At 64.2% G+C, this 21,899-nt stretch carries 19 protein-coding genes (1 of these 19 cut by a window edge); 6 read left to right on the top strand and 13 right to left on the bottom strand.

The genetic code is table 11. The features are described 5' to 3' along the window. Positions 1 to 106 carry the beginning of a 3-hydroxybutyrate dehydrogenase gene (locus ACOEQ1_RS02645; RefSeq protein ID WP_419757677.1) on the bottom strand. It extends 680 nt beyond the left edge of the window, so only the first 106 of its 786 coding nucleotides appear in the window; its start codon is at positions 104 to 106; its stop codon lies beyond the left edge, outside the window. A 167-nt stretch (positions 107 to 273) separates the two neighbouring features. Here ACOEQ1_RS02645 and ACOEQ1_RS02640 point away from each other — a divergent pair, with 167 nt between their 5' ends. Then, positions 274 to 1,401, top strand: coding sequence for a patatin-like phospholipase family protein (locus ACOEQ1_RS02640; protein ID WP_419757676.1), 1,128 nt, complete (start codon positions 274 to 276; stop codon positions 1,399 to 1,401). A gap of 96 nt (positions 1,402 to 1,497) precedes the next feature. Continuing rightward, a complete protein-coding gene (gene parE / locus ACOEQ1_RS02635) occupies positions 1,498 to 3,465 on the top strand; it encodes a DNA topoisomerase IV subunit B (RefSeq protein WP_419757675.1) in 1,968 nt (655 codons plus the stop codon). Positions 3,466 to 3,474: 9 nt separating this feature from the next. On the opposite strand, the gene ACOEQ1_RS02630 is transcribed toward parE, so the two are convergent. Genes ACOEQ1_RS02630 through ACOEQ1_RS02610 form a run of 5 tightly spaced genes read right to left on the bottom strand, consistent with a single transcriptional unit; the run spans position 3,475 to position 6,815 of the window. Continuing rightward, positions 3,475 to 3,978, bottom strand: a complete 504-nt coding sequence (locus tag ACOEQ1_RS02630) for an L-2-amino-thiazoline-4-carboxylic acid hydrolase (protein ID WP_419757674.1) — start codon at positions 3,976 to 3,978, stop codon at positions 3,475 to 3,477. A gap of 14 nt (positions 3,979 to 3,992) precedes the next feature. Then, the gene (locus ACOEQ1_RS02625) at positions 3,993 to 4,484 is read right to left on the bottom strand and encodes a GNAT family N-acetyltransferase (RefSeq protein WP_419757673.1); all 492 of its coding nucleotides are present in this window, start codon (positions 4,482 to 4,484) and stop codon (positions 3,993 to 3,995) included. A gap of 38 nt (positions 4,485 to 4,522) precedes the next feature. Then, the gene (locus tag ACOEQ1_RS02620; protein WP_419757672.1) at positions 4,523 to 4,849 is read right to left on the bottom strand and encodes a hypothetical protein; all 327 of its coding nucleotides are present in this window, start codon (positions 4,847 to 4,849) and stop codon (positions 4,523 to 4,525) included. After that, positions 4,846 to 5,442, bottom strand: a complete 597-nt coding sequence (locus ACOEQ1_RS02615; protein WP_419757671.1) for a HutD family protein — start codon at positions 5,440 to 5,442, stop codon at positions 4,846 to 4,848. The genes ACOEQ1_RS02620 and ACOEQ1_RS02615 overlap by 4 nt, the downstream gene beginning before the upstream one ends. Continuing rightward, the gene (locus tag ACOEQ1_RS02610; RefSeq protein ID WP_419757670.1) at positions 5,439 to 6,815 is read right to left on the bottom strand and encodes a formimidoylglutamate deiminase; all 1,377 of its coding nucleotides are present in this window, start codon (positions 6,813 to 6,815) and stop codon (positions 5,439 to 5,441) included. Before ACOEQ1_RS02610 ends, ACOEQ1_RS02615 begins: the two co-directional genes overlap by 4 nt. 75 nt (positions 6,816 to 6,890) lie before the next feature. Here ACOEQ1_RS02610 and ACOEQ1_RS02605 point away from each other — a divergent pair, with 75 nt between their 5' ends. Further along, positions 6,891 to 7,154 (top strand): DksA/TraR family C4-type zinc finger protein, encoded by a 264-nt coding sequence (locus tag ACOEQ1_RS02605; protein ID WP_419757669.1) that lies wholly within the window; start codon positions 6,891 to 6,893, stop codon positions 7,152 to 7,154. Between the two features lie 14 nt (positions 7,155 to 7,168). Here ACOEQ1_RS02605 and ACOEQ1_RS02600 read toward each other — a convergent pair whose 3' ends face one another. The 6 genes from ACOEQ1_RS02600 to ACOEQ1_RS02575 form a co-directional block, all read right to left on the bottom strand. Next, positions 7,169 to 10,618: a PAS domain S-box protein gene (locus ACOEQ1_RS02600; protein WP_419757668.1), complete on the bottom strand. Its 3,450-nt coding sequence runs from the start codon at positions 10,616 to 10,618 to the stop codon at positions 7,169 to 7,171. A gap of 270 nt (positions 10,619 to 10,888) precedes the next feature. Beyond that, complete coding sequence (gene hutU / locus ACOEQ1_RS02595) at positions 10,889 to 12,556, bottom strand: urocanate hydratase (RefSeq protein ID WP_419757667.1); 1,668 nt, start codon at positions 12,554 to 12,556, stop codon at positions 10,889 to 10,891. Continuing rightward, positions 12,553 to 14,088 carry a histidine ammonia-lyase gene (gene hutH, locus ACOEQ1_RS02590; RefSeq protein WP_419758626.1) on the bottom strand — a complete coding sequence of 512 codons (1,536 nt, stop codon included), beginning with the start codon at positions 14,086 to 14,088 and terminating at the stop codon, positions 12,553 to 12,555. Before hutH ends, hutU begins: the two co-directional genes overlap by 4 nt. A 73-nt stretch (positions 14,089 to 14,161) precedes the next feature. Further along, positions 14,162 to 14,836 carry a UTRA domain-containing protein gene (locus ACOEQ1_RS02585; RefSeq protein ID WP_419757666.1) on the bottom strand — a complete coding sequence of 225 codons (675 nt, stop codon included), beginning with the start codon at positions 14,834 to 14,836 and terminating at the stop codon, positions 14,162 to 14,164. A gap of 10 nt (positions 14,837 to 14,846) precedes the next feature. Beyond that, positions 14,847 to 15,620: a 3-oxoacyl-ACP reductase FabG gene (gene fabG / locus ACOEQ1_RS02580; RefSeq protein WP_419757665.1), complete on the bottom strand. Its 774-nt coding sequence runs from the start codon at positions 15,618 to 15,620 to the stop codon at positions 14,847 to 14,849. Between the two features lie 15 nt (positions 15,621 to 15,635). Then, entirely contained in the window at positions 15,636 to 16,640 is a 1,005-nt protein-coding gene (locus ACOEQ1_RS02575) for a phosphotransferase enzyme family protein (RefSeq protein ID WP_419757664.1), read from the bottom strand. Between the two features lie 78 nt (positions 16,641 to 16,718). Between ACOEQ1_RS02575 and ACOEQ1_RS02570 the strand changes: the two genes are divergently transcribed. Then, positions 16,719 to 17,717: a class I SAM-dependent methyltransferase gene (locus tag ACOEQ1_RS02570; protein WP_419757663.1), complete on the top strand. Its 999-nt coding sequence runs from the start codon at positions 16,719 to 16,721 to the stop codon at positions 17,715 to 17,717. Between the two features lie 6 nt (positions 17,718 to 17,723). Here ACOEQ1_RS02570 and ACOEQ1_RS02565 read toward each other — a convergent pair whose 3' ends face one another. After that, a complete protein-coding gene (locus ACOEQ1_RS02565) occupies positions 17,724 to 18,656 on the bottom strand; it encodes a hypothetical protein (protein ID WP_419757662.1) in 933 nt (310 codons plus the stop codon). A gap of 435 nt (positions 18,657 to 19,091) precedes the next feature. Here ACOEQ1_RS02565 and ACOEQ1_RS02560 point away from each other — a divergent pair, with 435 nt between their 5' ends. Next, positions 19,092 to 19,997, top strand: a complete 906-nt coding sequence (locus tag ACOEQ1_RS02560; protein WP_419757661.1) for a glycosyltransferase family 32 protein — start codon at positions 19,092 to 19,094, stop codon at positions 19,995 to 19,997. Between the two features lie 342 nt (positions 19,998 to 20,339). Next, positions 20,340 to 21,848 carry an oligosaccharide flippase family protein gene (locus tag ACOEQ1_RS02555; RefSeq protein WP_419757660.1) on the top strand — a complete coding sequence of 503 codons (1,509 nt, stop codon included), beginning with the start codon at positions 20,340 to 20,342 and terminating at the stop codon, positions 21,846 to 21,848. Positions 21,849 to 21,899 lie beyond the last annotated feature (51 nt).

Genomic DNA, 21,899 nt, shown 5'->3' with positions numbered 1-21,899 from the left:
CGTTCAACATGATGGCGGCGCCGTCAGCCGCGAGAGCACGCGCAATTCCAAGCCCGATACCGCTGGTCGATCCCGTGACAAGCGCGAATTTTCCGTGGAGACCCATGGCTCCCCTCCAAATGAAATGAAAGTTTTTGCTTCTTTTCTCATAAAGAAGCGCTTTCTGTATTCTTCTCTCAAAGAGAACCCAAGCAGTGGAAGCTTGAACAGCCCGGAGCTTGTGTCCAGTGATCTTTCCGCTGGGAGTTCGTTCCGAACCTTGAGGACAATGCCATGGATGCCGGCCACCCTCTCTCGCGCGGCGGCAATCGCTGCGAACATGTCGCTCTCGTGCTGCAGGGTGGCGGCGCGCTCGGCGCCTATCAGGGTGGGGTCTTTCAGGCGATGGACGAGGCCGGGATCGCACCGGACTGGGTTTGCGGCGTGTCCATCGGCGCCATCAACTCGGCGATCATCGCCGGCAATGCCCCGGCGGATCGCCTCACCAAGCTGCGCGGCTTCTGGGAGAGGATCACGCCCGACCGCATGGCCTGGCCGGCGCCTGATGGCGACCTTCCGCGGCAGTGGGCAAACGACGCCGCGGCTTTCGGCGCCTTGGTTCTGGGACAGCCGGGCTTCTTCAGTCCCAACCTGCCGGGTCCGCTGCTCAGCCTGCCTGGCGCACGTCAGGCGACCGCCTTCTATGACACGACGCCGCTCCGCCAGAGCCTGCTCGAGTTCGTCGACTTCGACCGCCTCAACAGCGGCGCGGTCCGCTGCGCCGTGGGCGCGGTGAACGTCGCCTCCGGCAACTTCGCCTATTTCGACAACGCCGAGATGACCCTGGCGCCGGAGCACATCATGGCCAGCGGCGCGCTGCCGCCCGGCTTCCCGATGGTCCAGGTCGGCACCGAATTCTTCTGGGATGGCGCGCTCATCTCCAACACGCCGCTCGCCCATCTGTTGTTGAACATCGACGACTGCAACACGCTGGTGTTCCAGGTCGACCTGTTCAGCGCGCGCGGCCCGATCCCCCGCACGATCCAGGATGTCGGGCTGCGGCAGAAGGAGATCGGCTTCTCGAGCCGCACCCGGCTCGTCACCGACTACTTCAAACGCGAGTTCGCCCTCAAGAACCGGCTCCGCAAGCTCCTCGACCGCATGCCGCCCGCTTTGCTGACCGCAGAGGACGAGGCGGAGCGCGAGCGGCTGCGCGAACTGCCGCAGCTCAGCATTCTCGAGCTCATCTATGAACACACGGCTTACGAGGGCGAGTCGCGTGACTTCGAGTTCAGCCGCCGTTCGATGAACGACCACTGGACGCGCGGCTACAACCAGACCCGCCAGACGCTCGCGCGTCGTGACTGGCTGGAGATGCCGGGAGAGGCCGGCATCGTGACGCACGATATCGATCGTGGCTGAAGGACGCTTGGCGGCGCTCGATGCAGGGCCTCGCGTCTCGTCTTGCCCCGGCGCAACTCACGCGCCTATCGTGCGACCTGTGAACGGGAACAAGACATGAACGACCTCTTCGGCGCCGCTTCGGCCGAGGCTGCCTATTCGGCTAAGGATATTGAGGTTCTTGAAGGCCTTGAGCCTGTGCGCCGGCGGCCGGGCATGTATATCGGGGGCACCGACGAAGGTTCCCTGCACCATCTCGCCGCCGAAATCCTGGACAACGCGATGGACGAGGCCGTCGCCGGACATGCAAGCTTCATCGAAATGAATCTGGCGGCCGGCAATCTGCTGACCGTTCGGGACAACGGGCGCGGCATCCCGGTCGACCCGCATCCCAAATTCAAGTCGAAGAGCGCGCTCGAGGTGATCCTCACCACCCTTCACTCAGGTGGAAAGTTCTCCGGCAAGGCCTACGCGACATCCGGCGGGCTGCACGGCGTCGGCAGCTCCGTCGTCAACGCGCTGTCGGATCTGTTCGAGGTCGAGGTCGCGCGGGAACGCCGGCTGTGGAAGCAGAGCTACTCGCAGGGCACGCCGCGGACCAAGCTCATCGACGCCGGCCCTGTCCAGAACCGCCGCGGCACCAGCATCCGATTCCATCCCGATCCCGAAATCTTCGGGCCCTCGCTCATGTTCAGCCCGGCGCGGCTCTACCGGCTTTGCCGATCCAAGGCCTACCTGTTTCGCGGCGTCCAGATCCGGTGGAGTTGCGACCAGTCCCTGATCGTAGGGCAGACGGATGTTCCGGCCGAGGCCGTGCTGCACTTCCCCGGCGGTCTCCGGGACAGCCTCGAGGAGGATGTCGGCGGATCTGCCCGCGTGCTGCCGCAGCCCTGGGCGGGTGAGGCCGATTTTCCGAACGGCGCCGGAAAGGTCGAATGGGCAGCGCTCTGGCTGGAAGGCGGCGGCTTCCTGCACAGCTACTGCAACACGGTGCCGACGCCGCTCGGCGGCACCCATGAGGCGGGGCTGCGCTCGGCGCTGCTGAAGGGCCTGCGCGCCTGGGGCGAGCATCGCGGCAATCGCCGGGCGGCGCAGCTGACCGCCGAGGACGTGCTGACGCCGATGGCCGCCAAGCTCTCGGTTTTCATCCGCGAGCCCCAGTTCCAGGGGCAGACGAAGGAGAAGCTCACCAACGCCGATGCGACGCGCCTGGTGGAGGCGAGCCTGCGCGACCGCTTCGATCATTTTCTGGCGGGCGACCCCGCAAGCGCCGACAACCTGCTCGCCTTCTCGATCGAGCGCGCCGAGGAGCGCATCCGGCGCCGGGACGAGAAGGACACACCTCGCAAGTCGGCGACGCGGCGGCTGCGGCTACCCGGCAAACTCACCGACTGCACGCGCGAGAATGCAGCGGAGACGGAGATCTTCCTGGTCGAGGGCGACAGCGCCGGAGGCTCCGCGAAGCAGGCGCGCAACCGCGAAACCCAGGCGGTGCTGCCGCTCCGAGGCAAGATCCTCAACGTGGCGAGCGCGTCCGCCGACAAGCTGCGGCAGAACCAGGAGTTGAAGGACCTCATCGAGGCGCTCGGCTGCGGCGTGGGCGAGCGCTTCGACGCCCGCCGCCTCCGCTACGGGCGCATCATCATCATGACCGACGCCGATGTCGACGGCGCGCACATCGCGAGCCTGCTGATGACCTTCTTCTACCGCGAACTGCCGGAGCTGGTGCGTCAGGGGCACCTGTATCTGGCGCAACCGCCGCTCTATCGGCTCACCCAGGGGGCGAAGTCGGTCTATGCGATGGACGATGCGGGGCTGGCGAAGCTCACCAAGAGCGCCTTCAAGCCAGGCAGCAAGGTCGAGGTCAGCCGGTTCAAGGGTCTGGGCGAAATGCCTCCGGCGGCGCTGAAGGAGACCACGATGGACCCGGCGAAGCGGACGCTGCTGAAGGTGATGGCGCCCCCGGAGACGCGGGCGGCGACGAACGACCTCGTCGAGAAGCTGATGGGCCGCCGCCCGGAATTGCGATTCCAGTTCATCCAGGAGCACGCGGGCAGCGTGACCGTCGCCGATCTCGACGTTTAACCTAGCGGGTCACTCTGGCTTATCTTCCAGCCGGTAGCGGAAGTCGCAATGGCTGGCGCCCCCCATCAGCGTCTGCGTCCGCTCAAGCTTGATGCGGGCGTCGTAGCCGTCGCAGAAGGCTCCGTCCCGGTTGCACGACAGAAGATGGCCGATCGGCCCGAGCCCCATCTCGCGGTAGGTTTCGGCGTAGCGGCAGCGTCGGACGTTGAAGTGGAACTCGGTATCGCTCGCCTTCAGCACATCGATGCTGAGCGCATCGTCCTGCGTCCAGAGGTGCAGCAGATCCTGGAAGCTGCGGAGGCTGGTCCCGCCGGGCGTTCTGGCGGCGAAGGAACGAGCCGCGGACATCGCCGCCTCGCGGATCGCGCGGTCAAGGATCGCCTGCGCCCGTTCCTCGCCGAGTTGCGCCGTCATCTCCGCATAGATGGGCGCGATGATGCCGGCCTCGATCTTGCGCCGGGCGAGAATGCCGATCTCCCCGTCCGTGACGCCTGAGCCGGTTTCATCCGCCATGTCGCTCGCTCCTGTCATGTCCCGGCTCGCGTGGTCCGCGGCGCTGCCGTGCAAGGAAGTTGCTTGGCCATGTAGACGCGCCGGAAGCCCTTCTCCTCCGCCCGGTGCGTCTCGACGTAGCCCAAACGCGCGTAGAGCGCGATGTTCTCGGTCATGGCCTCGTTGGTGTAGAGGCTGATCGTGCGGAAGCCGGACGCCACGGCAACCTCCTCTGCGAACTGCAACAGCCTGCGACCTGATCCCAGGCCTTGAGCCGCCGGAGCGACGGCCACGTTGTCGAGCAGCAGCCCGTCCGCCTGAGGGATGAGCACGAGGATCGCCTGCACCACCCCGTCATGCTCAAGAACGGTGACGCGGCGTTCTTCGATCAACGCGCCATAGTCGTCGAGCATCGGTCCGGGTTCCCGGCCGATCCTGGCGACATATCCGGAGTAGGCGGTCCGGACGATATCTTCGACTGCTTGGCGGTCGCGCAACGTGGCGAGCCGCGGTTCCCGGTTCAGCATGTGAGCTTCCCATGACGTCAAGGCCGCGAGAACGCTCCCTACTGACAGGGGGGAGGCGTTCCGCCCGCACAAACAGACTCCAGTCCGCCAGGCAGAACATACCGCCCGTCCGGCGTCCGCCCCGGAATGGGCGGAGGCGGCCTGTAAATCCGCTTATAGACGTGACGCTCGCCGTAGCGATGCCCGCGCTCGCGGGTCCGCGCGTGCGCTTGGACATGCGGATAAGCGTGGCGATGCGATACCGCCTCGCTGTAGGCGTGCTTGGGGTAGGCATAGACGTGCCTTGCCCGGGTATGGCTGGAGGCACAGCCGATGAGCCCCGCCATGATCAGGCTGGCCGTCATCGCCACGCTCAGCAGCCTCATGGTGCGGCCAGCCGCGCGACCCGTGCCCAGACCGCGCGACCGCGCTCGATCTCCGCTTTTGCCCCGAGGACCTCGCCACTATTCCAGACGATGGCATCGCCCGCCCCCACAACCAGCCGCTCAGCCGCAACCCGCAACACAACCTCCTCCAGGGCGTAGAGGACGATCGTATCGTCCTCCTCCGCCGCAATCCGCCGTTCCTCGCCGCCCGGCACCAGCCGGGCGACCCGCCGATCAACCATGAGGTTGAGATCCCGCGTGGGGCCGGCCACCAGCTTACAGCCGATAGCAGCCTCGCCTTCGAATTGGATACAGTCGCCGAGGCCCAATCGTCGAGGCTCGCCCCCGTCGATGGTCAGCCTGATCCCCTCGCCCCTAACCACCGTCAACAGCCGGTCCTTGTGAGGGAACGCCGAGAACGGGCCGTCCGCCGCGATTTCGGCCAGGCTGAACCGCCAATGCCAGTCACTATCGGAGGGGCCTTGGACCCGGCCGTCCACCCGGCCGCGCGTGATCTCCCACGTCGTGCCGCCACCATTGCGCCAAGGCATCGGGCGGAAATCGCGCGCCGGGATCAACCTCCAGAGGCTCATTCGGCGATCTGCCGCAAGGCCGCGAGGAAGGCGGCACGGGCGGGTTCCTCCAAGGCATGGCGGCCGCCCGAGACGCGCCAGATGCCCGCCACCATCACGTCCCGGACCGGCAGAGCCGCACCTCCGAAGACGGCGCTGTCGAGGATGTCGTCCTCCTCGGCCTCGGGCTGGGCCAGCCGGTCACGGTCCAGCACCAGCAGATCGGCGCGAAAGCCGGGCGCGATCACACCCACCGGCTGATGCAAAGCCGCGGCCCCGCCCGCAAGCGCCGCCCGCCATAGCGCGCCACCTACCGATCCCGTGCCATCCTCGGGCATCGACAGGCAGCGCCGCCCATGCACAAGCCGCTGGCCGTACTCGAGCAGGCGCAGTTCCTCCCACGGGTTGAGCGCAATGTTGCTATCGGAGCCGACCCCGAAGCGACCGCCGACGGTCAGGAACTCGCCCAGCGGAAACACCCCGTCACCGAGATTGGCCTCGGTGATCGGACACAGCCCGGCGACCGCCCCGCTGGCCGCGATATCCGCCAGCTCGTCCGCCCCCACATGGGTCGCGTGGATGAGGCACCAGGAGGGGCCGACCGGCGCCTCCGCCATCAGCAGCTCCACCGGCCGGGCGCCCGTCGCGACGATGCAGTCCTCCACTTCCCGGATTTGCTCGGCGACGTGAATGTGGATCGTGGTGTCCTCGGGGAGGGCGGCGGCGACCTGCCGCACCACCTCCACGGGCACAGCGCGCAACGAATGCGGGGCGATGCCGACCTGCAGCGTTGCCGAATTTCGTCCATGCCAGCGCAGCGACTCGAGGATGGCCAGCAGCCGATCCTCGTCGGCCATGAAGCGCCGCTGAGCTGGCTCCAGCGGAGCGTCGTCGAAGCCCGCCCGCATGTAGAGAACCGGCATGACCGTCAGCGCCATTCCGGTCTCAGCGGCCGCATAGATGAGGCGCGCCGACATTTCCGCCGGATCGGCATACGGCACGCCGTCAAGATCGTTGTGGAGGTAGTGGAACTCGCCGGCGGTCGTGTAGCCGGCCTTGAGCATCTCGATGAAGAGGAAGCGCGCGATCGCGCCCAGGGCGTCGGGCGTCACGGCGTGAGCCACGCGATACATCGCCTCCCGCCAGGTCCAGAAGCTATCGGCTGGATCCCGCCGCTTCTCGGCGAGACCCGCCATCGCGCGCTGGAAGGCATGGGAGTGGAGGTTCGGAATACCGGGCACGACGGGGCCGCCGACCCGCTCGACCCTCTCGCCGCCGCGCGTGGACGCGTTCGGCGTGACCCCCGTGATAGTGCCATCGGGCGAGATATCGATCCGCACGTCCCGCGCCCAGCCGGAGGGCAGCATGGCGGAGGGTGCCAGCAGGCTGGGCATGTCGGGACTCCTTGGGTGAAGCAACGATAATCCCTATATGACAGGGGCAAGGCGCTTCACATATCGGGCTGGACGATGGCGACGGGATGGGCCCCTGACGGGGCGGTGCAGGATCAGATCGACGACACGGTCACCGATGCGGTGGCGCGCGCGCGGGCGAACATGCCCCAAGGGCCGAGCGCTCTCGAATGCGCTGAATGTGGCGAGGACATCCCGGAGGCACGCCGGCGTGCGCTGCCGGGCGTGCGTTTCTGCATCGACTGCCAGTCCGCCCGTGATCGTCGGCCGGTGACGTTCGGCTTCAACCGGCGCGGCAGCAAGGACAGTCAGCTGAAGTAGGGCCGTAGCGGCTGTTAATTGTCCTCGATCACGTCCCTGATCTTCGCCGCCAGCACATCCATCGCGAAGGGTTTGGTGATCAACGCCATGCCTCGGTCAAGAAATCCCTGCGACGACGCCGCGATTTCGGCATAACCGGTGATGAAGATGACCTTGAGGTCCGGGCGAAGCAGCCGCGCGGCATCGGCGACCTGACGGCCGTTCAGCCCCGGCAAACCTACGTCGGTGATGAGTAGATCGACGCGCTGGGGCGATTGCAGCACCTCCAATCCTGCCGGACCGTCTGTCGCTTCAAGCGCGATGAAGCCCATATCACCGACAACCTCGACGACGAGGCCACGCACCACCGGCTCATCCTCGATGATCAGTATGGTCTCGCCGACCACGTCCGGCGGCGCCCCCAGCGTGATGTCGCCCGGCTCGTCCTCCCCAAGGTCGCCAAAATAGCGTGGGAGGAAGAGCGTCAACGATGTCCCCTGCCCCAGCTGACTGAAGATCTTCGTGTAGCCCTCCGACTGGCGGACAAAGCCGTAGATCATGGAGAGGCCGAGCCCGGTTCCCTGGCCGATCGGCTTCGTCGTGAAAAAAGGATCGAACGCCTTCTCGATTGTCTCCTGGCTCATGCCGATGCCGGTATCGGTCACGGTGATGGAGACATAGGCGCCCGGCTCCATGTCCCGGGACCAGTGCGGCGAATTCTCGTCAAGATCGCAGTTGGCGGTTTCGATGGTGAGGGTGCCCCCATCCGGCATCGCATCCCGCCCATTGATCGCGAGGTTGAGCACGGCATTCTCGAGCTGATGCGGGTCGCACAGGGTCGGCCATAGATCGGCTGCAAGATCGAGGCGGAGGTCGATGCGCTCGCCCAGCGTCCGCCTGAGCAGATCCTCCATCGAGCCCACAAGCGGATTGGCCGAAACCGGTTTCGGATCGAGCGGCTGCCGCCGCGAAAAGGCCAGAAGCCGGTGCGTGAGCGCCGCCGCACGATTGGCCGCCCCCATCGCCCCGGTGATGAAACGGTTGAGGTCGCTCAGCCGGCCCTGCGCCAGCCGCTTCTCCAGAAGGTCCAGGCTGCCCGTGATGCCCTGCAGCAGATTGTTGAAATCATGGGCGATGCCGCCGGTCAGCTGTCCCACCGCCTCCATCTTCTGGCTTTGCCGGAGAGCTTCCTCCGCCTGCCGCTGGCCAGTCACGTTCCGGCCGACGACATGGAAGGTGTCGCCCATCGGTTCGGCGTTCCAGGCGATGAGCGAGCTTTGGCCGTCCGCGTGAACCAGTTGGTCCTCAAACTCGGTCACGCCTTCCCCCCGCGCCAGCTGCGCCAGCGCCGCAAGCACACGCTCGTGGTCGGTGACCGCAATGAAATCGAGGAACGGACGGCTCAGCAAGGTGGCCTCGTCGTAGCCGAGCAGACGGCGCCACGCCGGATTGACGGACCTAAGGTAACCATCCTGTCCGGCGACGCCCATGAGGTCGTTGGTCGTGTTCCAGATGCGATCGCGCTCGGCCCGGCTGGCGGCCAGCGCCTCGGCGGCCCGCCGTTCGGCTGTCACATCCCGGCCGAAGGCATGAATGATGTCGCCCTCCCGCATTGTCGTCCAGGTGATCCGCCGGCGTTCCCCCGATTTGGTCAGCGAAAGCGTCTCGTAATCCGCCATGGTCACGCCGTCGCGAAGCTGCGCGATGCCCGTCATCGCTTCCTCCAGCCCCTCCGGCGCCAGGAACTCGTTGATGTGGCGTCCGAATGCCTCCGCCTCGGTCCAGCCGAGCAGCTTGCTCCAGGCAGGATTGACCGCCAGCGTCTGGCCGCTCACGGTCGTGATTGCCTTGATGACGGGCGAGAGCGTCCAACTGCGCTCGCGCTCGCTCCGCACCGCATGTTCCACGGTCATGTCGCGCCCGATGGCGTGAATGCGCCCGGCATCCGGCACCGCCGCCCACGCCATCAGCCGAAAGCCGCCGTCCTTCGCCCGGAAGCGGTTCTCGAAGCCCTGAATGCTTTGCCCATCGGCCAGCCGGCCAAGCCCGGCGCGCGAGCGCTCCAGATCATCGGCATGGATGAAGCGAAGGACGTTACGCCCAACGAACTCGTCCTCGTCCCAGCCGAGGATGCGGGTCACGGCCGGGTTGACCGCGGTGATCGCCCCCTCGAGATCGGAGACGAGCAGCAGTTCCTGGCTGAGCTGCCACAGCCGGTCCCGGTCCCGCGCGTTGGCGTCCTCCGCCATCTTCCTTTCATGGATGTCGGTATTGGTGCCTACCCAGCGTTCGATGGCGTTGTCCGCGCCACGCACCGGAACGGCACGAGCGAGGAACCACCGGTAGGCGCCGTCGTGGCGGTGCGCCCGAAATTCCGTCTCGTAGGGGGAAGAGTTACGAAGCGCAGTTTTGTAGGCGAGCTCGGCGGTTGCCCGGTCATCGGGATGGACGATGTCGAGCCAAGCGTCTTCGCCATGGCCGAGGTTGCTGAGGCCAAAATACTCGATCGCCCTCTCGTTGACCCAGTCGACCACTCCATCTGGTCGCGCCGTCCACAGGTGGTTCGGCATGATCTCGGTGAGAGCCTTTAAGTTCGCATCTTTCTCGTGCGCCATGCGCTCCGCGAGTACACGGTCGGTGACATCGTTACCTTGCGCGAAAATTCCGATGATCCGGTCTTCTTCGTCGCGGATGGGCTGGTAGACGAAGTCTATGAAGCGCTCATCAAGCGGCTCCCCCGGAACGCGCTCGATCTTGAGCGATGCGGCCGTGGCGCTATGCGTGTTGCCCGTGACATAGGTCCTGTCGAGCAGAGCCTTGTAGCCTTGCGCGGCCACTTCCGGGAACGCCTCGCTCATCGGCTGGCCAATAAAGTTGCGGCCGCCCATCAGCCGGCGATAGGCGGGGTTCGCAACCTCGACCCGGTGCTCCGGACCGTATTTAAGGGACATGAAGCTCGGTGACTGGTCAAACATCTGGCCAAACTGCTTGCGCTCAGCATGCAGCCGTCGCTCGGCCAGCACCCTTCCCGTCACTTCGATGACGATGGCGATGACGCCGGCCGGACTATTCCGTTCATCCAGAACCGGAGAGTAATCGAGGTCGAGCCAGACCTGCTCCGCGCGGCCACGGCGGAACAAGGTGAGTTCCTGCGCACGGTAGGAGAGAGTTCCGCCAGCGAGGACGACGGTCATGACGTTGTCGTTGAAGTCTGCGACCTCGGGCCAGCCTTCGCGGACGCGCGAACCGAGCAGATGCGGGTGCCGCCCTGCGGCGACCTTCGAATAGGCGTCATTGTAGATCATGACGCCGTCGCAGTTCCACAAGGTTACGATCGGCACAGGCGAGCGCAATATAGTGGAGATCGTAGTCCTGAGGTAGCCGGGCCAGGTAGCGATGGGTCCGACTGACGTTGCTGCCCAGTCAAACCTGCCGATCAGCTGCCCGAGTTCACCTGCATTTACCAGGAAATCCAGCGGGGGCACTGGAGCGGATCCAGCATGCGTCTGCGGTATCTCCATCAGATTACTATCATGCCAGTCCGTCTGAACCTAACAAAGGCTATTCATCGCAGGCGCTCGCCTGTCAATGGGTTAAGGACCGGTTCGGCGGGCGCACCGAGAACGTGACCGGGGCTACAGTCACATTCGGATCAGCCGCTACGCTACCGCTCGCGACGGAACCTAGGAAGACCAGTTCCAAAAGAGGCGTATCGTTTCAATTTGAAAAAAAGAGCTGTCGCTCCCACCCCGACTTCACCCCAAGATGCCCGGCAGGTCCAAACCCTTCTCGCGCGCGCACGCAACCGCCGTCTCGTAGCCAGCGTCGGCATGCCGCATCACGCCCGTCGCCGGGTCGTTCCACAGCACGCGCGCCAACCTTCGCGCCGCATCGGGCGTGCCGTCCGCCACGATGACCATCCCCGCGTGCTGAGAGTAGCCCATCCCTACACCGCCGCCATGATGCAGAGACACCCAGGTCGCGCCGGATGCCGTGTTGAGCAGCGCGTTGAGTAAAGGCCAGTCCGAAACAGCGTCCGACCCGTCGCGCATCGCCTCCGTTTCGCGGTTGGGGCTTGCGACCGATCCCGAATCCAGATGATCGCGCCCGATCACGATCGGTGCCTTCAACTCACCACTCGCCACCATCTCGTTGAAGGCGAGCCCGAGACGGTGCCGGTCGCCGAGGCCAACCCAGCAAATCCGCGCCGGCAGCCCCTGAAACGATATGCGCTCGCGGGCCATGTCCAGCCAGTGATGGAGGTGCGCGTTGTCAGGGAGAATCTCCCGCACCTTCGCGTCGGTCTTGTAGATGTCCTCGGGGTCGCCTGACAGCGCCGCCCAGCGGAACGGTCCGACGCCCCGGCAGAATAATGGCCGGATATACGCCGGCACAAAACCGGGGAAATCGAAAGCGTCGGCCACGCCTTCATCCTTCGCCACCTGACGGATGTTGTTGCCGTAGTCGAGCACGGGCACGCCCATCCGCCAGAAGTCGAGCATCGCGCGCACCTGCACCGCCATGCTGGCGCGCGCCGCCGCCGTCACCGCCGCCGGGTCGCGCTCGCGCTTTTCCTCCCATTGCGCGACCGACCAGCCCGCCGGCAGATAACCGTTGAGGGGATCGTGCGCCGACGTCTGATCCGTCACCACGTCGGGCTTCACGCCGCGCCGCACCAGCTCGGGAAATAGCTCCGCCGCATTGCCGAGCAAGCCGACCGACACCGGCTTCTTCTCGGCTGTGGCGCGAGCGATGATGGCGAGCGCATCGTCGAGGTCCTTGGCTTGCACATCGAGATAGCGCGTGCGCAGCCTCATCTCGATGCGGCTTGGCTGGCACTCCACCGCGAGGCAGGAGAAGCCGGCCATCGTCGCCGCCAGTGGCTGCGCGCCACCCATGCCGCCCAAACCGCCGGTCAGTATCCAGCGGCCCGCGGGATCGCCCGCATAATGCTGGCGCGCGACCTCGACGAAGGTTTCGTAGGTGCCCTGCACGATGCCCTGCGTGCCGATGTAGATCCACGAGCCCGCCGTCATCTGGCCATACATCATGAGGCCTTTCCGATCGAGCTCATGGAAATGCGCCCAGTTCGCCCAGGCCGGCACCAGATTTGAATTGGCAATGAGCACCCGCGGCGCATCGGCATGCGTCGTGAACACACCGACCGGCTTGCCCGATTGCACGAGCAAGGTCTGGTCGGCCTCCAGCTTCCGCAGGCTTGCCACGATGCGGTCGAAGCTCTCCCAATCCCGCGCCGCACGGCCGATGCCGCCATAGACCACCAGCTCGTCGGGCTTCTCGGCGACAGCGGCATCGAGGTTGTTCATCAGCATGCGCAGCGGCGCTTCCGTCAGCCAGGACTTGGCGGAAAGCTCCGTGCCGTGCGGGGCCCGGATGTGGCGGCTGTTGTCGAGGCGGCTCATGCGGCGATCTCCAGCGAGGGAAACGGTTGGCCTGCGGCGTCCACGATGGCGCCCGCGCGGACCAGCGCCGTTGCGCGCTCCATGTCGGGCGCGAAATAGCGATCTTCGTCGAGCGTCGGCACCTCGGCGCGCAGACAGGCGCGCACCGCTTCCAGACCCGGGCTCGAAGCGAGCGGCTGATGGAAATCACAGCCCTGCGCCGCCGCCAGCAATTCGATGCCGAGGATATGGCCGAGATTGGCCACCATCGGCATCAGCCGCCGGCTGCCATGCGCCGCCATCGAAACGTGATCCTCCTGATTGGCGGAGGTCGGAATGGAATCGACGCTCGCCGGATGGGCCATCTGCTTGTTCTCGGAAACGAGCGCCGCCGCCGTCACCTGCGGCAGCATGAAGCCGGAGTTGAGCCCCGGCCGCGGCGTCAGGAAAGCCGGGAGACGTGACAAGGACGGGTCGATCAGCATCGCCACCCGACGCTCCGAAATCGAGCCGATCTCACACACCGCGAGCGCGATCATGTCGGCGGCGAAGGCTACCGGCTCCGCGTGGAAGTTGCCGCCGGACAACACCTCGCCCTGTTCCGCGAAGACCAGCGGATTGTCGGAGACGCCATTCGCCTCGGTGCCGAGGGTCGTGGCCGCCTGCCGCAGCACATCGAGCGCCGCGCCCATCACCTGCGGCTGGCAGCGCAGGCAGTACGGGTCCTGGACCCGCTCATCGCCGAGGACGTGCGAGGCACGGATGGCGCTACCCGCCATCAGCCCGCGCAGGGCGGCGGCGACATCGATCTGCCCGCGATGACGCCGCAAGGCATGGATGCGCGGATCGAAGGGCGTGTCCGAGCCCAGCGCCGCATCGGTTGCGAGCGCACCGGTCACCAGGCTGGTCTGCAGCAGCCGCTCGGCCTCGAACACGGCAGCCAGCGCAAAGGCCGTGGAAAACTGGGTGCCGTTGAGGAGCGCGAGGCCCTCCTTCGGCCCCAGCGTCAGAGGTGCCAGACCCGCGCGCGCCAGCGCCACCGTCGCCGGCATCCGCTCGCCTGCCGACACGATTTCGCCGACGCCGATCATCGTCGCCGTCATATGGGCGAGCGGTGCCAGGTCACCCGATGCGCCGACCGACCCCTGCCCCGGCACCACCGGCACCAAATCCCGGTTGAGCATCGCCTGCAGCAGCGCCACCGTCGCAGGCGAGATGCCCGAGGCCCCCTGCGCGAGGCTCGCGAGCTTCAGCGCCATCATCAGCCGGGCGATGGCGGGCGGCATCGGCTCGCCGACACCCGCGGCATGGGACAGCACGATGTTGCGCTGGAGCTGGGCGAGATCGGCGTCGTCGATGCGGATACTGGCGAGCCGCCCGAAGCCGGTATTGATCCCGTAGATCGGCTCGCCCCGGGCGAGGATTTTCATCACCGCCGCGGCGCTGGCCGCGATCGGCGCGGCCGAGACAGGGTCCAGCGTCACCGCCGCCGTGCCCTCCCGGTAGATGCGCCGCCAGTCCGCCAGCGGCACCGCCCCAGGCGTCAGAACCAAACTCATCGGCATGTCCTCGACGTGGATATGTCTAGACATATAGCGCTGTCGAATGCGGCTGGTCGAGGCGTCATCATCGGCCCTCTCCGGTCACGAAGCGGCCGGTAAAGCTGTGCCGGTCGGCGGGGTAGGTCAACCGGACTGCGGTGATGAGGTCCCCAGCCTGCCACGTGCGGCGGTCGAGCGTGAGGCAGGCGTCGCCGCGGGCGATGCCGAGCCGGTGAGCAAGTGCGGCATCGGCCACGCGCGCGCCGATGACGTGTTCGGCCTCTGTCCAGGCGACGTGGCGCAGCAGCCAGGTGCCTGGCGGCACATCGAGAAAGCGCTCCTCCGCCGCCTGCGGAACGCTGGCGAGCGAAATGCGCCGCTCCTCCAGCGCCAGGGGCTCGCGGGCGCGCTCATGCAGGGTGGTGACGGCCAGCATCGCGCCCGCCTCGCCTGCGACGACGCCGCGCGCCAGGATCGTGTGGGCGTATGGCAGTCCGAGCTTCTCGGATTCGGCAGCGAAATCAACGATTTCGAGAACTGCGCGTTCCGCGACGGGCGCCGCGACGACGGTGCCGGCGCGCCTGCGGCGGGTGACGAGACCGGCGGCGGCCATGCCGGCAAGCGCCTTGTTCACCGTCATCCGCGCGCAACCGTAGGTCGCCATCAGCGCGTGCTCGGCGGGAATGGGATGGCCCGGCTTCCACTCGCCGGAGAGGATGCGAGCCTCCAGATCCGACCGGATGCGCTCGCTAAGGTTCACGGGCGGAGCTTCACTCCATGCCCGCCAGGCTTTCCGGCAAGACCTGCCCGCCATCGACGATCAGGGTCTGGCCGGTGATGAAGGCCGCCTCGTCGCTCGCGAAGAAGAGGGCCGCGTTGGCGATATCCTCGACGCTGCCAAGGCGCTTGAGCGGGACCGAGGCGGCCATCGAGGCAAGATAGTCGGACCCGAGCGCGACCAGCCCCTCGGTCACGATGTTGCCCGGCAGGATGGCATTGATGGTGGTTCCGGCGGCGGCGAGTTCGAGCGCGGCCGAGCGCACGAAGCCGAGTTGTCCTGCCTTGCTCGCGCCGTAATGGCTCCAGCCGGCCATTCCGGTGACCGGCCCGGTGATCGAGGAGGTCACGATCACCCGCCCCCGTCCCGTCCTGGTCAATTCGGGCAGGCAAGCCCGCACGGAGAGGAACGTGCCGCGCAGATTGATGCCCATGAGGTCATCGAACTCGCCGACCGACATTTCGGCGATCCTGGCAGCGGTGAAGACGCCGGCGTTGGCGCAGAGGATGTCGATGCCGCCGAAATGCTCGGTTGCCGCCGCGGCCATGGCGGCGACGCCCTCCTCCGTGCTGACATCGGCAGCGACAGGGATCGCCCTGCCCCCGGCGACGGCGATATCCTCGGCGACGAGCTTCGCCCCCTCACCCGATCGAGCCACCACGATGACGCGGCAGCCGGCTTCGGCGAAGCGCTTGGCCATGCCCCGCCCGATGCCCTTGCTGGCGCCGGTGACGATGACGCTGCGGCCGGCCAATGATGCGAACATGCGGTCTCCTTGATGTTAAGGTCGCGTCAGAAAACGATCCGCGAGCGTCAGTGCGCCCTCGGTGTAGTCCCCGCCCATGGCTTCGGCGGTGGACGCCTCCGGATGGCTTGCAACCCAGGCCAGCAGCAGCATCCGACGCAGCAGGATGAGGGCGGGCAGCACACTGAGATCCTCCGCCGAAAGCGGCCTGACCTGGCGGTAGCCCTCGACCCATGCCGCCATCAGCGCCGGGACCGTCGGTGCATCCTCGAAGAAACTCACGGCTGCCGCGAAGTCGTAGAGGAACCAGCCGAAGCCGCAGTCGTCGAAGTCGATCACGTGCAGGCGGCCTTCGTCCACCAAAAGATTGTCGAGGCGCAGATCGCCATGGATGAGCCCGAAACGGTCGGGCGCGGTGCCGTGGCGGGCAAGCGCCGACCGGATGGCCTCGCCCGCGCGGGCGAGCAGCGCCTCGCCGGTGGGGGAGAGGCCGCGAGCCAGTCGCCAGTCGCCCCAATGCCCGCCCGCCCGGCTCGGCGGCCCAAGCATGGTTTCCACAGTCCAGCTTTTGCGCGTGAAGTTGACGGGGCCGATCCACTGACGCGCGTGAGTGTGCAGCCGCGCGGTGATGGTCCCGAGGCTCATGAACCAGCCGATGAGGTCGTCTTGAGGTTCGGGTGAGCGTCCGGGTACATATTCGAAGGCGACGACGCAGCGATCCGTGGGGCCGACGCGGAACGTCCGGAGCAGGCGTCCGTCGATGTCCGGTACCGGTGCGGGCGTATCGAGCACGTGGGCGTCGCGCAGTTCCCCGATCCAGGCGAGTTCGGACGCGATCTCATTCGGGAGGTGATAGCCCGGTCGATGAACGCGCAGAACGAGGCGACGGCCAGCCTCCTCGGCGAGGAAGACGGTGTTCTCGGACACGCTGAGCAGGGTGAGCCGCGCCGCGGACGAGAAGCCGCGATGGCCAAGCGTTCGGCCGAGGCTCTCACGCAACGCTGCCTGGAGGACTTCAAGGCCAACTAATCTATCCGGCAACTGCCTCATGCGCCTTGACTGCCAACAGCTGCGAGCAACAAACTGAATAGATGCGATATCGAAGGTAACTCAGTCCAAATGAGCACGGTTGCGGCCACCCGTCGAGCATTGTCCCCTGAGATGGTCGAGGCCGCCCGCGCCTTTGGCGCTGAGAGTGGAATTTCCGGTGCTCTCAGCGCCGACGACTACATATTCTGGTACATTCACGACAACATGGCCGCTGGCCAGCAACTTGGCGCTGCCACCGAATACCTTCAATCGGGCAAGGGCACGGCATACTTCCTCGGAGCTTTGCTGGCCGAGCCCCGGCTCGTGGAGGTGCTTGCGCAACGCGCCAACCCCGCGAGCCCCGTCTCTCTCCTTGATTTCGCATCCGGTTACGGCCGAGTGACGCGGCACATACCGAAAGAGGTGCCTAACACAGAGGTTTTCGCCTGCGACATTCACGCAGAGGCGGTGGCGTTCATTCAGTCCATGGGCTTCCAGGCATTCCAGTCTGCTCACCTGCCAGAGAAACTCGATCTCGGGCGAAAGTTCGATGTCGTCTTTGTTTTGTCTTTTTTCACCCACATGCCCCGGCGCACATGGAAGCCTTGGCTGGATGCACTAGCCCGTCAGTTGAACCCCAATGGACTGCTGATTTTCACCGCGCACGGAGAGGTCAGTCAGATACTGATGGGGGTCCAGGATCTGGAGCCGGATGGTTTTTTCTTTCATTCTGTCAGCGAACAGAAAGACCTGGACACCTCCGAATACGGAAACACCGTCACTACCTTCGAGTATGTCTACTCCCAAATCCGCGACAGCGGGCTCAAGCTCCTGCAGTTCAAGCAGGCGGGCGCCGGGCATCACGATCTTTATGTGTTGCACAATCACCCCAGTGGCAGTCGCTACCTCGATGCCTTGGAGGCCGGAACCGGTAATCTCAGTGAAATCGCAGCCAAGGCCGAAGCGGCCCGAGAGCAAGCCGAAGCGGCGGTGGCTCGGTTGCAGCGCCAACTCGACGACGTGTATCGCTCCACCTCCTGGCGGATCACTGGCCCTATGCGGACGCTGGGGGGATTGCTGAAGCGGTAGCAGCTATCAATCCTCAGCGGGCGGCGCGATCAGAAAGCGCTCGGCACTTTCCCAAACCACGTGTTGCGCCCGCGTCTCCTCGACGTAGGCCCAATCGATCTGCTTGGACCAGACGAAATGAACCTCGGCGAAGTATGCGGTGAGAGCCGCTGTCAGGCCCAGGTCGCAGGCATAGCTGTCGCCAAAGATCACCAGCGTCTCCGCGACTGGCGCATCCGGATTGCGGACGATGTAGTGGCTGCCACCGTAGTGGCCGGTTTTCTGAAACGTCAGGCTGTCCATCACGCGGCGGCCAGCGGGGCGGATGCGGATCACCTCCTCGAAGGCCACGTCGCCCGTAAAATGCGTGGTCAAGTCGTGCGGAATGGCGGCGCGCTCCAGCAAAAATCGGTCCTTGCCGGTGTGACCATCGCCGAGCAGGGCACGGATTACCGCCTTGGCCGTGAGGATGCAGCCGGAGGCACACCAATGCGAGTTGCCGCGCCAGTATAACTCGCACCACGCCTGGTGCGCCTCGAACAGCGCGAGCGGGTAGATGATCTCCATATCCTGTGGCGCGCTCGCCAGGATCTGCAGCAGCGGCCGGCCGGACATGTCGGGAACCAGGTCAGTCTTCCAGCGGAATGACGGCAGCGCGATCTGCTTCTCGGGCACGATCAGATGCACCATCCTCACCCTGAGTTGACGCGCTTTTTCAGCGCGGCTTGTCAGCAGGCTAGACCAGCGTTGCGCGGCTTCGGGCGATAGGCGCAACCGCCCTAGGATCTGCTGTTCCCACGTGTTGCCGCCGTCTGCGATGAACAGGTGCCCGGCGTAACCGGCGACGACCACCCCACTCGGCGAGAGCGTCTCCGGACTGCGCTGGTAGCGCTGCGGACACAGGCCAACATTGCGCGTGATTAGCTCCCGCTCTACGGCTGCCAGGCATTCAAAGTCCATTCATGAGCCCGCCATTTTGTCGGACCAGCACACAGTGGCGAACGGCGGCAGCGAGGCGGGCAGCGTGAGCGACGAGTTCATCATCCCGGACAATGGTCCATCTTAGGTTTCTTAACCGACAGAACATGCGCCCGATTGCGTTGCGGCCGGGTAAAGCAAGGGCGAAAGCAATTCTTGATCGCTTCTATAAGAAGCTCTGTCATCGAAAGCGACGAACTCTGCAATCGCCTCTTTCTGAACAATTCACCCGCCGAGTGCTGCTGTCGGCTGCAGCGCTGGGAGAAGCTTGACCCCGTCAACCGCCTTGATCTCCCCACGATGGCAAATCTGCGCCATCTTGTGGATTTAACGGAACGCGCACATAAGCTCCAGGTCATGGATTAGCTTATTCGGAAGGCGCCCGACCCCATTCCGGCCTAGGCCAAGGATGAGAGCATGACGAAAATTCTGCGTTCGCTGCGGCTAAACGAACCACCCGGGTTCCCGTTGGTGTCCACCATCACTGCTGGAACCAGCATCCCGAGGATCATTCATCAGACCTATCATAAAGCCCCTTGGCCAACCGGTTTTTCAGAGAACGTCGCGAAGCTTAAGGACCTGAATCCGCAATGGGATTACAGGTTTTACGATGACGATGCCGCTGAAACCTTTATCTTCACTCACTATGGAAAAGCTGTATCCCAGCTTTACAACCGCATTGGTCAAAACTACGGAGCCGCCAAAGCTGACGTCTTCCGATACCTGCTACTTTACCGCCTTGGCGGAATTTATCTCGACATGAAAAGCACAGTAGACCGCCCGCTGGAACACGTCATCCGTCCGGATGACGTGTTTCTGCTTTCCCACTGGCACAATAAGCCGGGCGAGCAGTATGAGGACTGGGGTATCCACAGCGAGCTATCGGCTATTGGTGTCACCGAGTTTCAACAGTGGCATATAATTTGCGCGCCAGGACATCCTTTTCTGAAAGCCGTGATCGAGATGGTCTTGCGGAATATTAAATGCTACACGGCGCTCTACGGGTATGGGAAATCCGCTACGCTTAGGGTCACGGGACCGATTCCTTACACGCTTGCAATTGCGCCTCTATTGTCTGCTCACCCGCACCGATTAATAGACGCGACCGTCGAAGGCTTGCGTTATAGCATCTTTGACAATGACCGGTCTGAGAGTCATCGCGGCATTCTCCGGTCTCACTATAGTCAGCAGGAGCTAATTCCGCTAGCGAAGGTGGGCTTTACAAACATGGTTTTGTTGTTCCTTCGTAAGATCTTGAGAGGTCCAAGACGGCTCGGACAAAGGCTAGCGAAGCTGGGTAGCCAACAGAGCAGCAGAGCTTAAAGCTGCGCTAGGGTCAGATTACGACTACCGGGCTGCCCCTGTTGACACTTCCCCAGCCATCCAATTGATGGCTGAACCAGCGCCCAGTTTGATCACTGGCGGTCACCAAACTGTGACGGTTCAGCTAATGGGGCAACAGCGTTGACTGTCCTGATCGGCGTCTGTATTAAAACCTCGATGTGCCAAACACGGAGAGTGATTTAGGCCTCCTTGTATTGCATCACGCTCCGAGAGCACATCTATTCCCAGGCTGCGACAGTGCAATGAGCTGTAACGTTCGATGGCGTTCGGCCGCTTACCGCAGCGCGGCGATGCTCGAAACCGCAAATTCAAGGGTTATGTATGAGTAGTTCAGGGTCAAGTCCCAGCAACGGCGGTCTCGGCCGTGCTGCGACCAGCGGCGTCGTCTGGCTGATTGCGCAGAGCCTAACTGCTCGTCTCTTTGGTTTTTTCTCGCAGCTTGCTCTGGCGGCGTTGCTTTTGCCCGCAGATTTCGGCGTCATTGGCTTGGCGAATACTGTGGCTAGTGTAGCACAGGTTCTGGTCGGTTTCGGCGTTGATGACGTCTTGCTGCAGCGCCAACGAACTGTACGTTTTTGGTCGACTCCTGCCTTTTGGATCAGTTTAGCTCTGGGCATAGTTGGGATGCTCACGATGATCGTCGCGGCGCCTATCGCGGCAGGCATCTACCACAGCCGCAGCGTGATGGGCTTGATCCTCATTTTGGCTATTGCGATGCCGATTCAAGCACTTGCGACGGTCCCAAGCGTCACGATACGGCTCGCAATGGATTTTCGTTTTTTAGCTGCATACAACACGTTCGAGATTGCAGCTCTTCAAACGAGCACGATCCTGCTGGCATGGGGAGGGTTCGGGGCATACAGCTTTGCTATCCCAATCCCTCTACTGGCGCTAATTCGAGCCGGCTGGTTTTGGCGCAAAGCTCCTGCCAGAATCTGGCAGCGGTTTCGACTAGTGCAAGCTAAGTACATGTTTGGAAGCAGTTCTCTTGTCTTTGCCACTCGCACGCTTATCGAATTCGTCAACCAGGGCGATTACATCGTCCTTGGGATCATCGCGAGCCACAACGTGGTCGGCTTATACTACTTCGCGTTTCGGTTCTCCGTGCAGCCGGTGCGTATGCTTGCTGGCAACTTTACGAATGTGCTATTTCCAGCTTTAGCACAGCTTCGTAGCTCGCCGGAGCAGCAAGCGGACGCCGCACTTCGCGCTTCGCGTCTGCTCTCATATCTGGTTGTTCCCTTTTGCTTTCTGCAGGCTGCCTTGGCCGGACCGGGGCTACACTTACTTTTCGGCAATCGCTGGTTAGGCGCTGTTCCGCTTGTACAGCTGTTAAGTATCGGGTTACCTTTCGACGCGGTCTCTTGGATCACTGGATCACTTCTAAGTGCCCGGCGCGAATTTAAGCGTATGTTCAGATTTGCAATAGTTTGTGCACCTCTGTTCTACATTGCCGTGATTGTGGGAGGGAAGCTTGACGGCGCAACTGGTGTGGCCACAGCTGTGGTTGTCTACTACGCGGTCTATCCCCCGCTTGCTTCCCTACTTATTTTCAGAAGTAGAATGATCAGTGTTATCCGCATAATCGAGTTGTATGTAGCACCCTTGGTCCTCGCTGGCCTCAGCATGACGGTCGGCTTTCTTCTGTCAACGCTGCCCGCCATAGCAAACCACAACCTGTTGAGGTGCCTTGTCATAGGTACTGCTGGATCAAGCCTCTACGTTGCGGCGCTCTATCTTCTTCGACGAGAGGTTTTCAGGGAACTATTTGGCCGCTTTTATAACCTTGTCCGCAAAGTGACCCTCAAAACGAACCCGAGGCTCGTGTGAAGCAGTGCCCAAGGCCCTTGCGTGAGCGCGGCTCCACTACTCCATCCGGCG

Origin of the sequence: Acidisoma sp. (genome assembly GCF_965199065.1) — a bacterium.
GTDB lineage: Bacteria > Pseudomonadota > Alphaproteobacteria > Acetobacterales > Acetobacteraceae > Acidisoma.
The sequence above is the reverse complement of the archived record's forward strand: the minus strand, read 5'-3'. Positions and strand labels throughout refer to the sequence as shown.

Coding starts and splice junctions, on each gene's coding strand:
- ACOEQ1_RS02565 (WP_419757662.1), bottom strand. CDS start 18,656: ATGGACTTTGAATGCCTGGCAGCCGTAGAGCGGGAGCTAATCACGCGC.
- ACOEQ1_RS02560 (WP_419757661.1), top strand. CDS start 19,092: ATGACGAAAATTCTGCGTTCGCTGCGGCTAAACGAACCACCCGGGTTC.
- parE (WP_419757675.1), top strand. CDS start 1,498: ATGAACGACCTCTTCGGCGCCGCTTCGGCCGAGGCTGCCTATTCGGCT.
- ACOEQ1_RS02615 (WP_419757671.1), bottom strand. CDS start 5,442: ATGAGCCTCTGGAGGTTGATCCCGGCGCGCGATTTCCGCCCGATGCCT.
- ACOEQ1_RS02630 (WP_419757674.1), bottom strand. CDS start 3,978: ATGGCGGATGAAACCGGCTCAGGCGTCACGGACGGGGAGATCGGCATT.
- ACOEQ1_RS02625 (WP_419757673.1), bottom strand. CDS start 4,484: ATGCTGAACCGGGAACCGCGGCTCGCCACGTTGCGCGACCGCCAAGCA.
- fabG (WP_419757665.1), bottom strand. CDS start 15,620: ATGTTCGCATCATTGGCCGGCCGCAGCGTCATCGTCACCGGCGCCAGC.
- ACOEQ1_RS02620 (WP_419757672.1), bottom strand. CDS start 4,849: ATGAGGCTGCTGAGCGTGGCGATGACGGCCAGCCTGATCATGGCGGGG.
- ACOEQ1_RS02555 (WP_419757660.1), top strand. CDS start 20,340: ATGAGTAGTTCAGGGTCAAGTCCCAGCAACGGCGGTCTCGGCCGTGCT.
- ACOEQ1_RS02610 (WP_419757670.1), bottom strand. CDS start 6,815: ATGCCCAGCCTGCTGGCACCCTCCGCCATGCTGCCCTCCGGCTGGGCG.
- ACOEQ1_RS02640 (WP_419757676.1), top strand. CDS start 274: ATGGATGCCGGCCACCCTCTCTCGCGCGGCGGCAATCGCTGCGAACAT.
- hutU (WP_419757667.1), bottom strand. CDS start 12,556: ATGAGCCGCCTCGACAACAGCCGCCACATCCGGGCCCCGCACGGCACG.
- ACOEQ1_RS02570 (WP_419757663.1), top strand. CDS start 16,719: ATGAGCACGGTTGCGGCCACCCGTCGAGCATTGTCCCCTGAGATGGTC.
- ACOEQ1_RS02605 (WP_419757669.1), top strand. CDS start 6,891: ATGGCGACGGGATGGGCCCCTGACGGGGCGGTGCAGGATCAGATCGAC.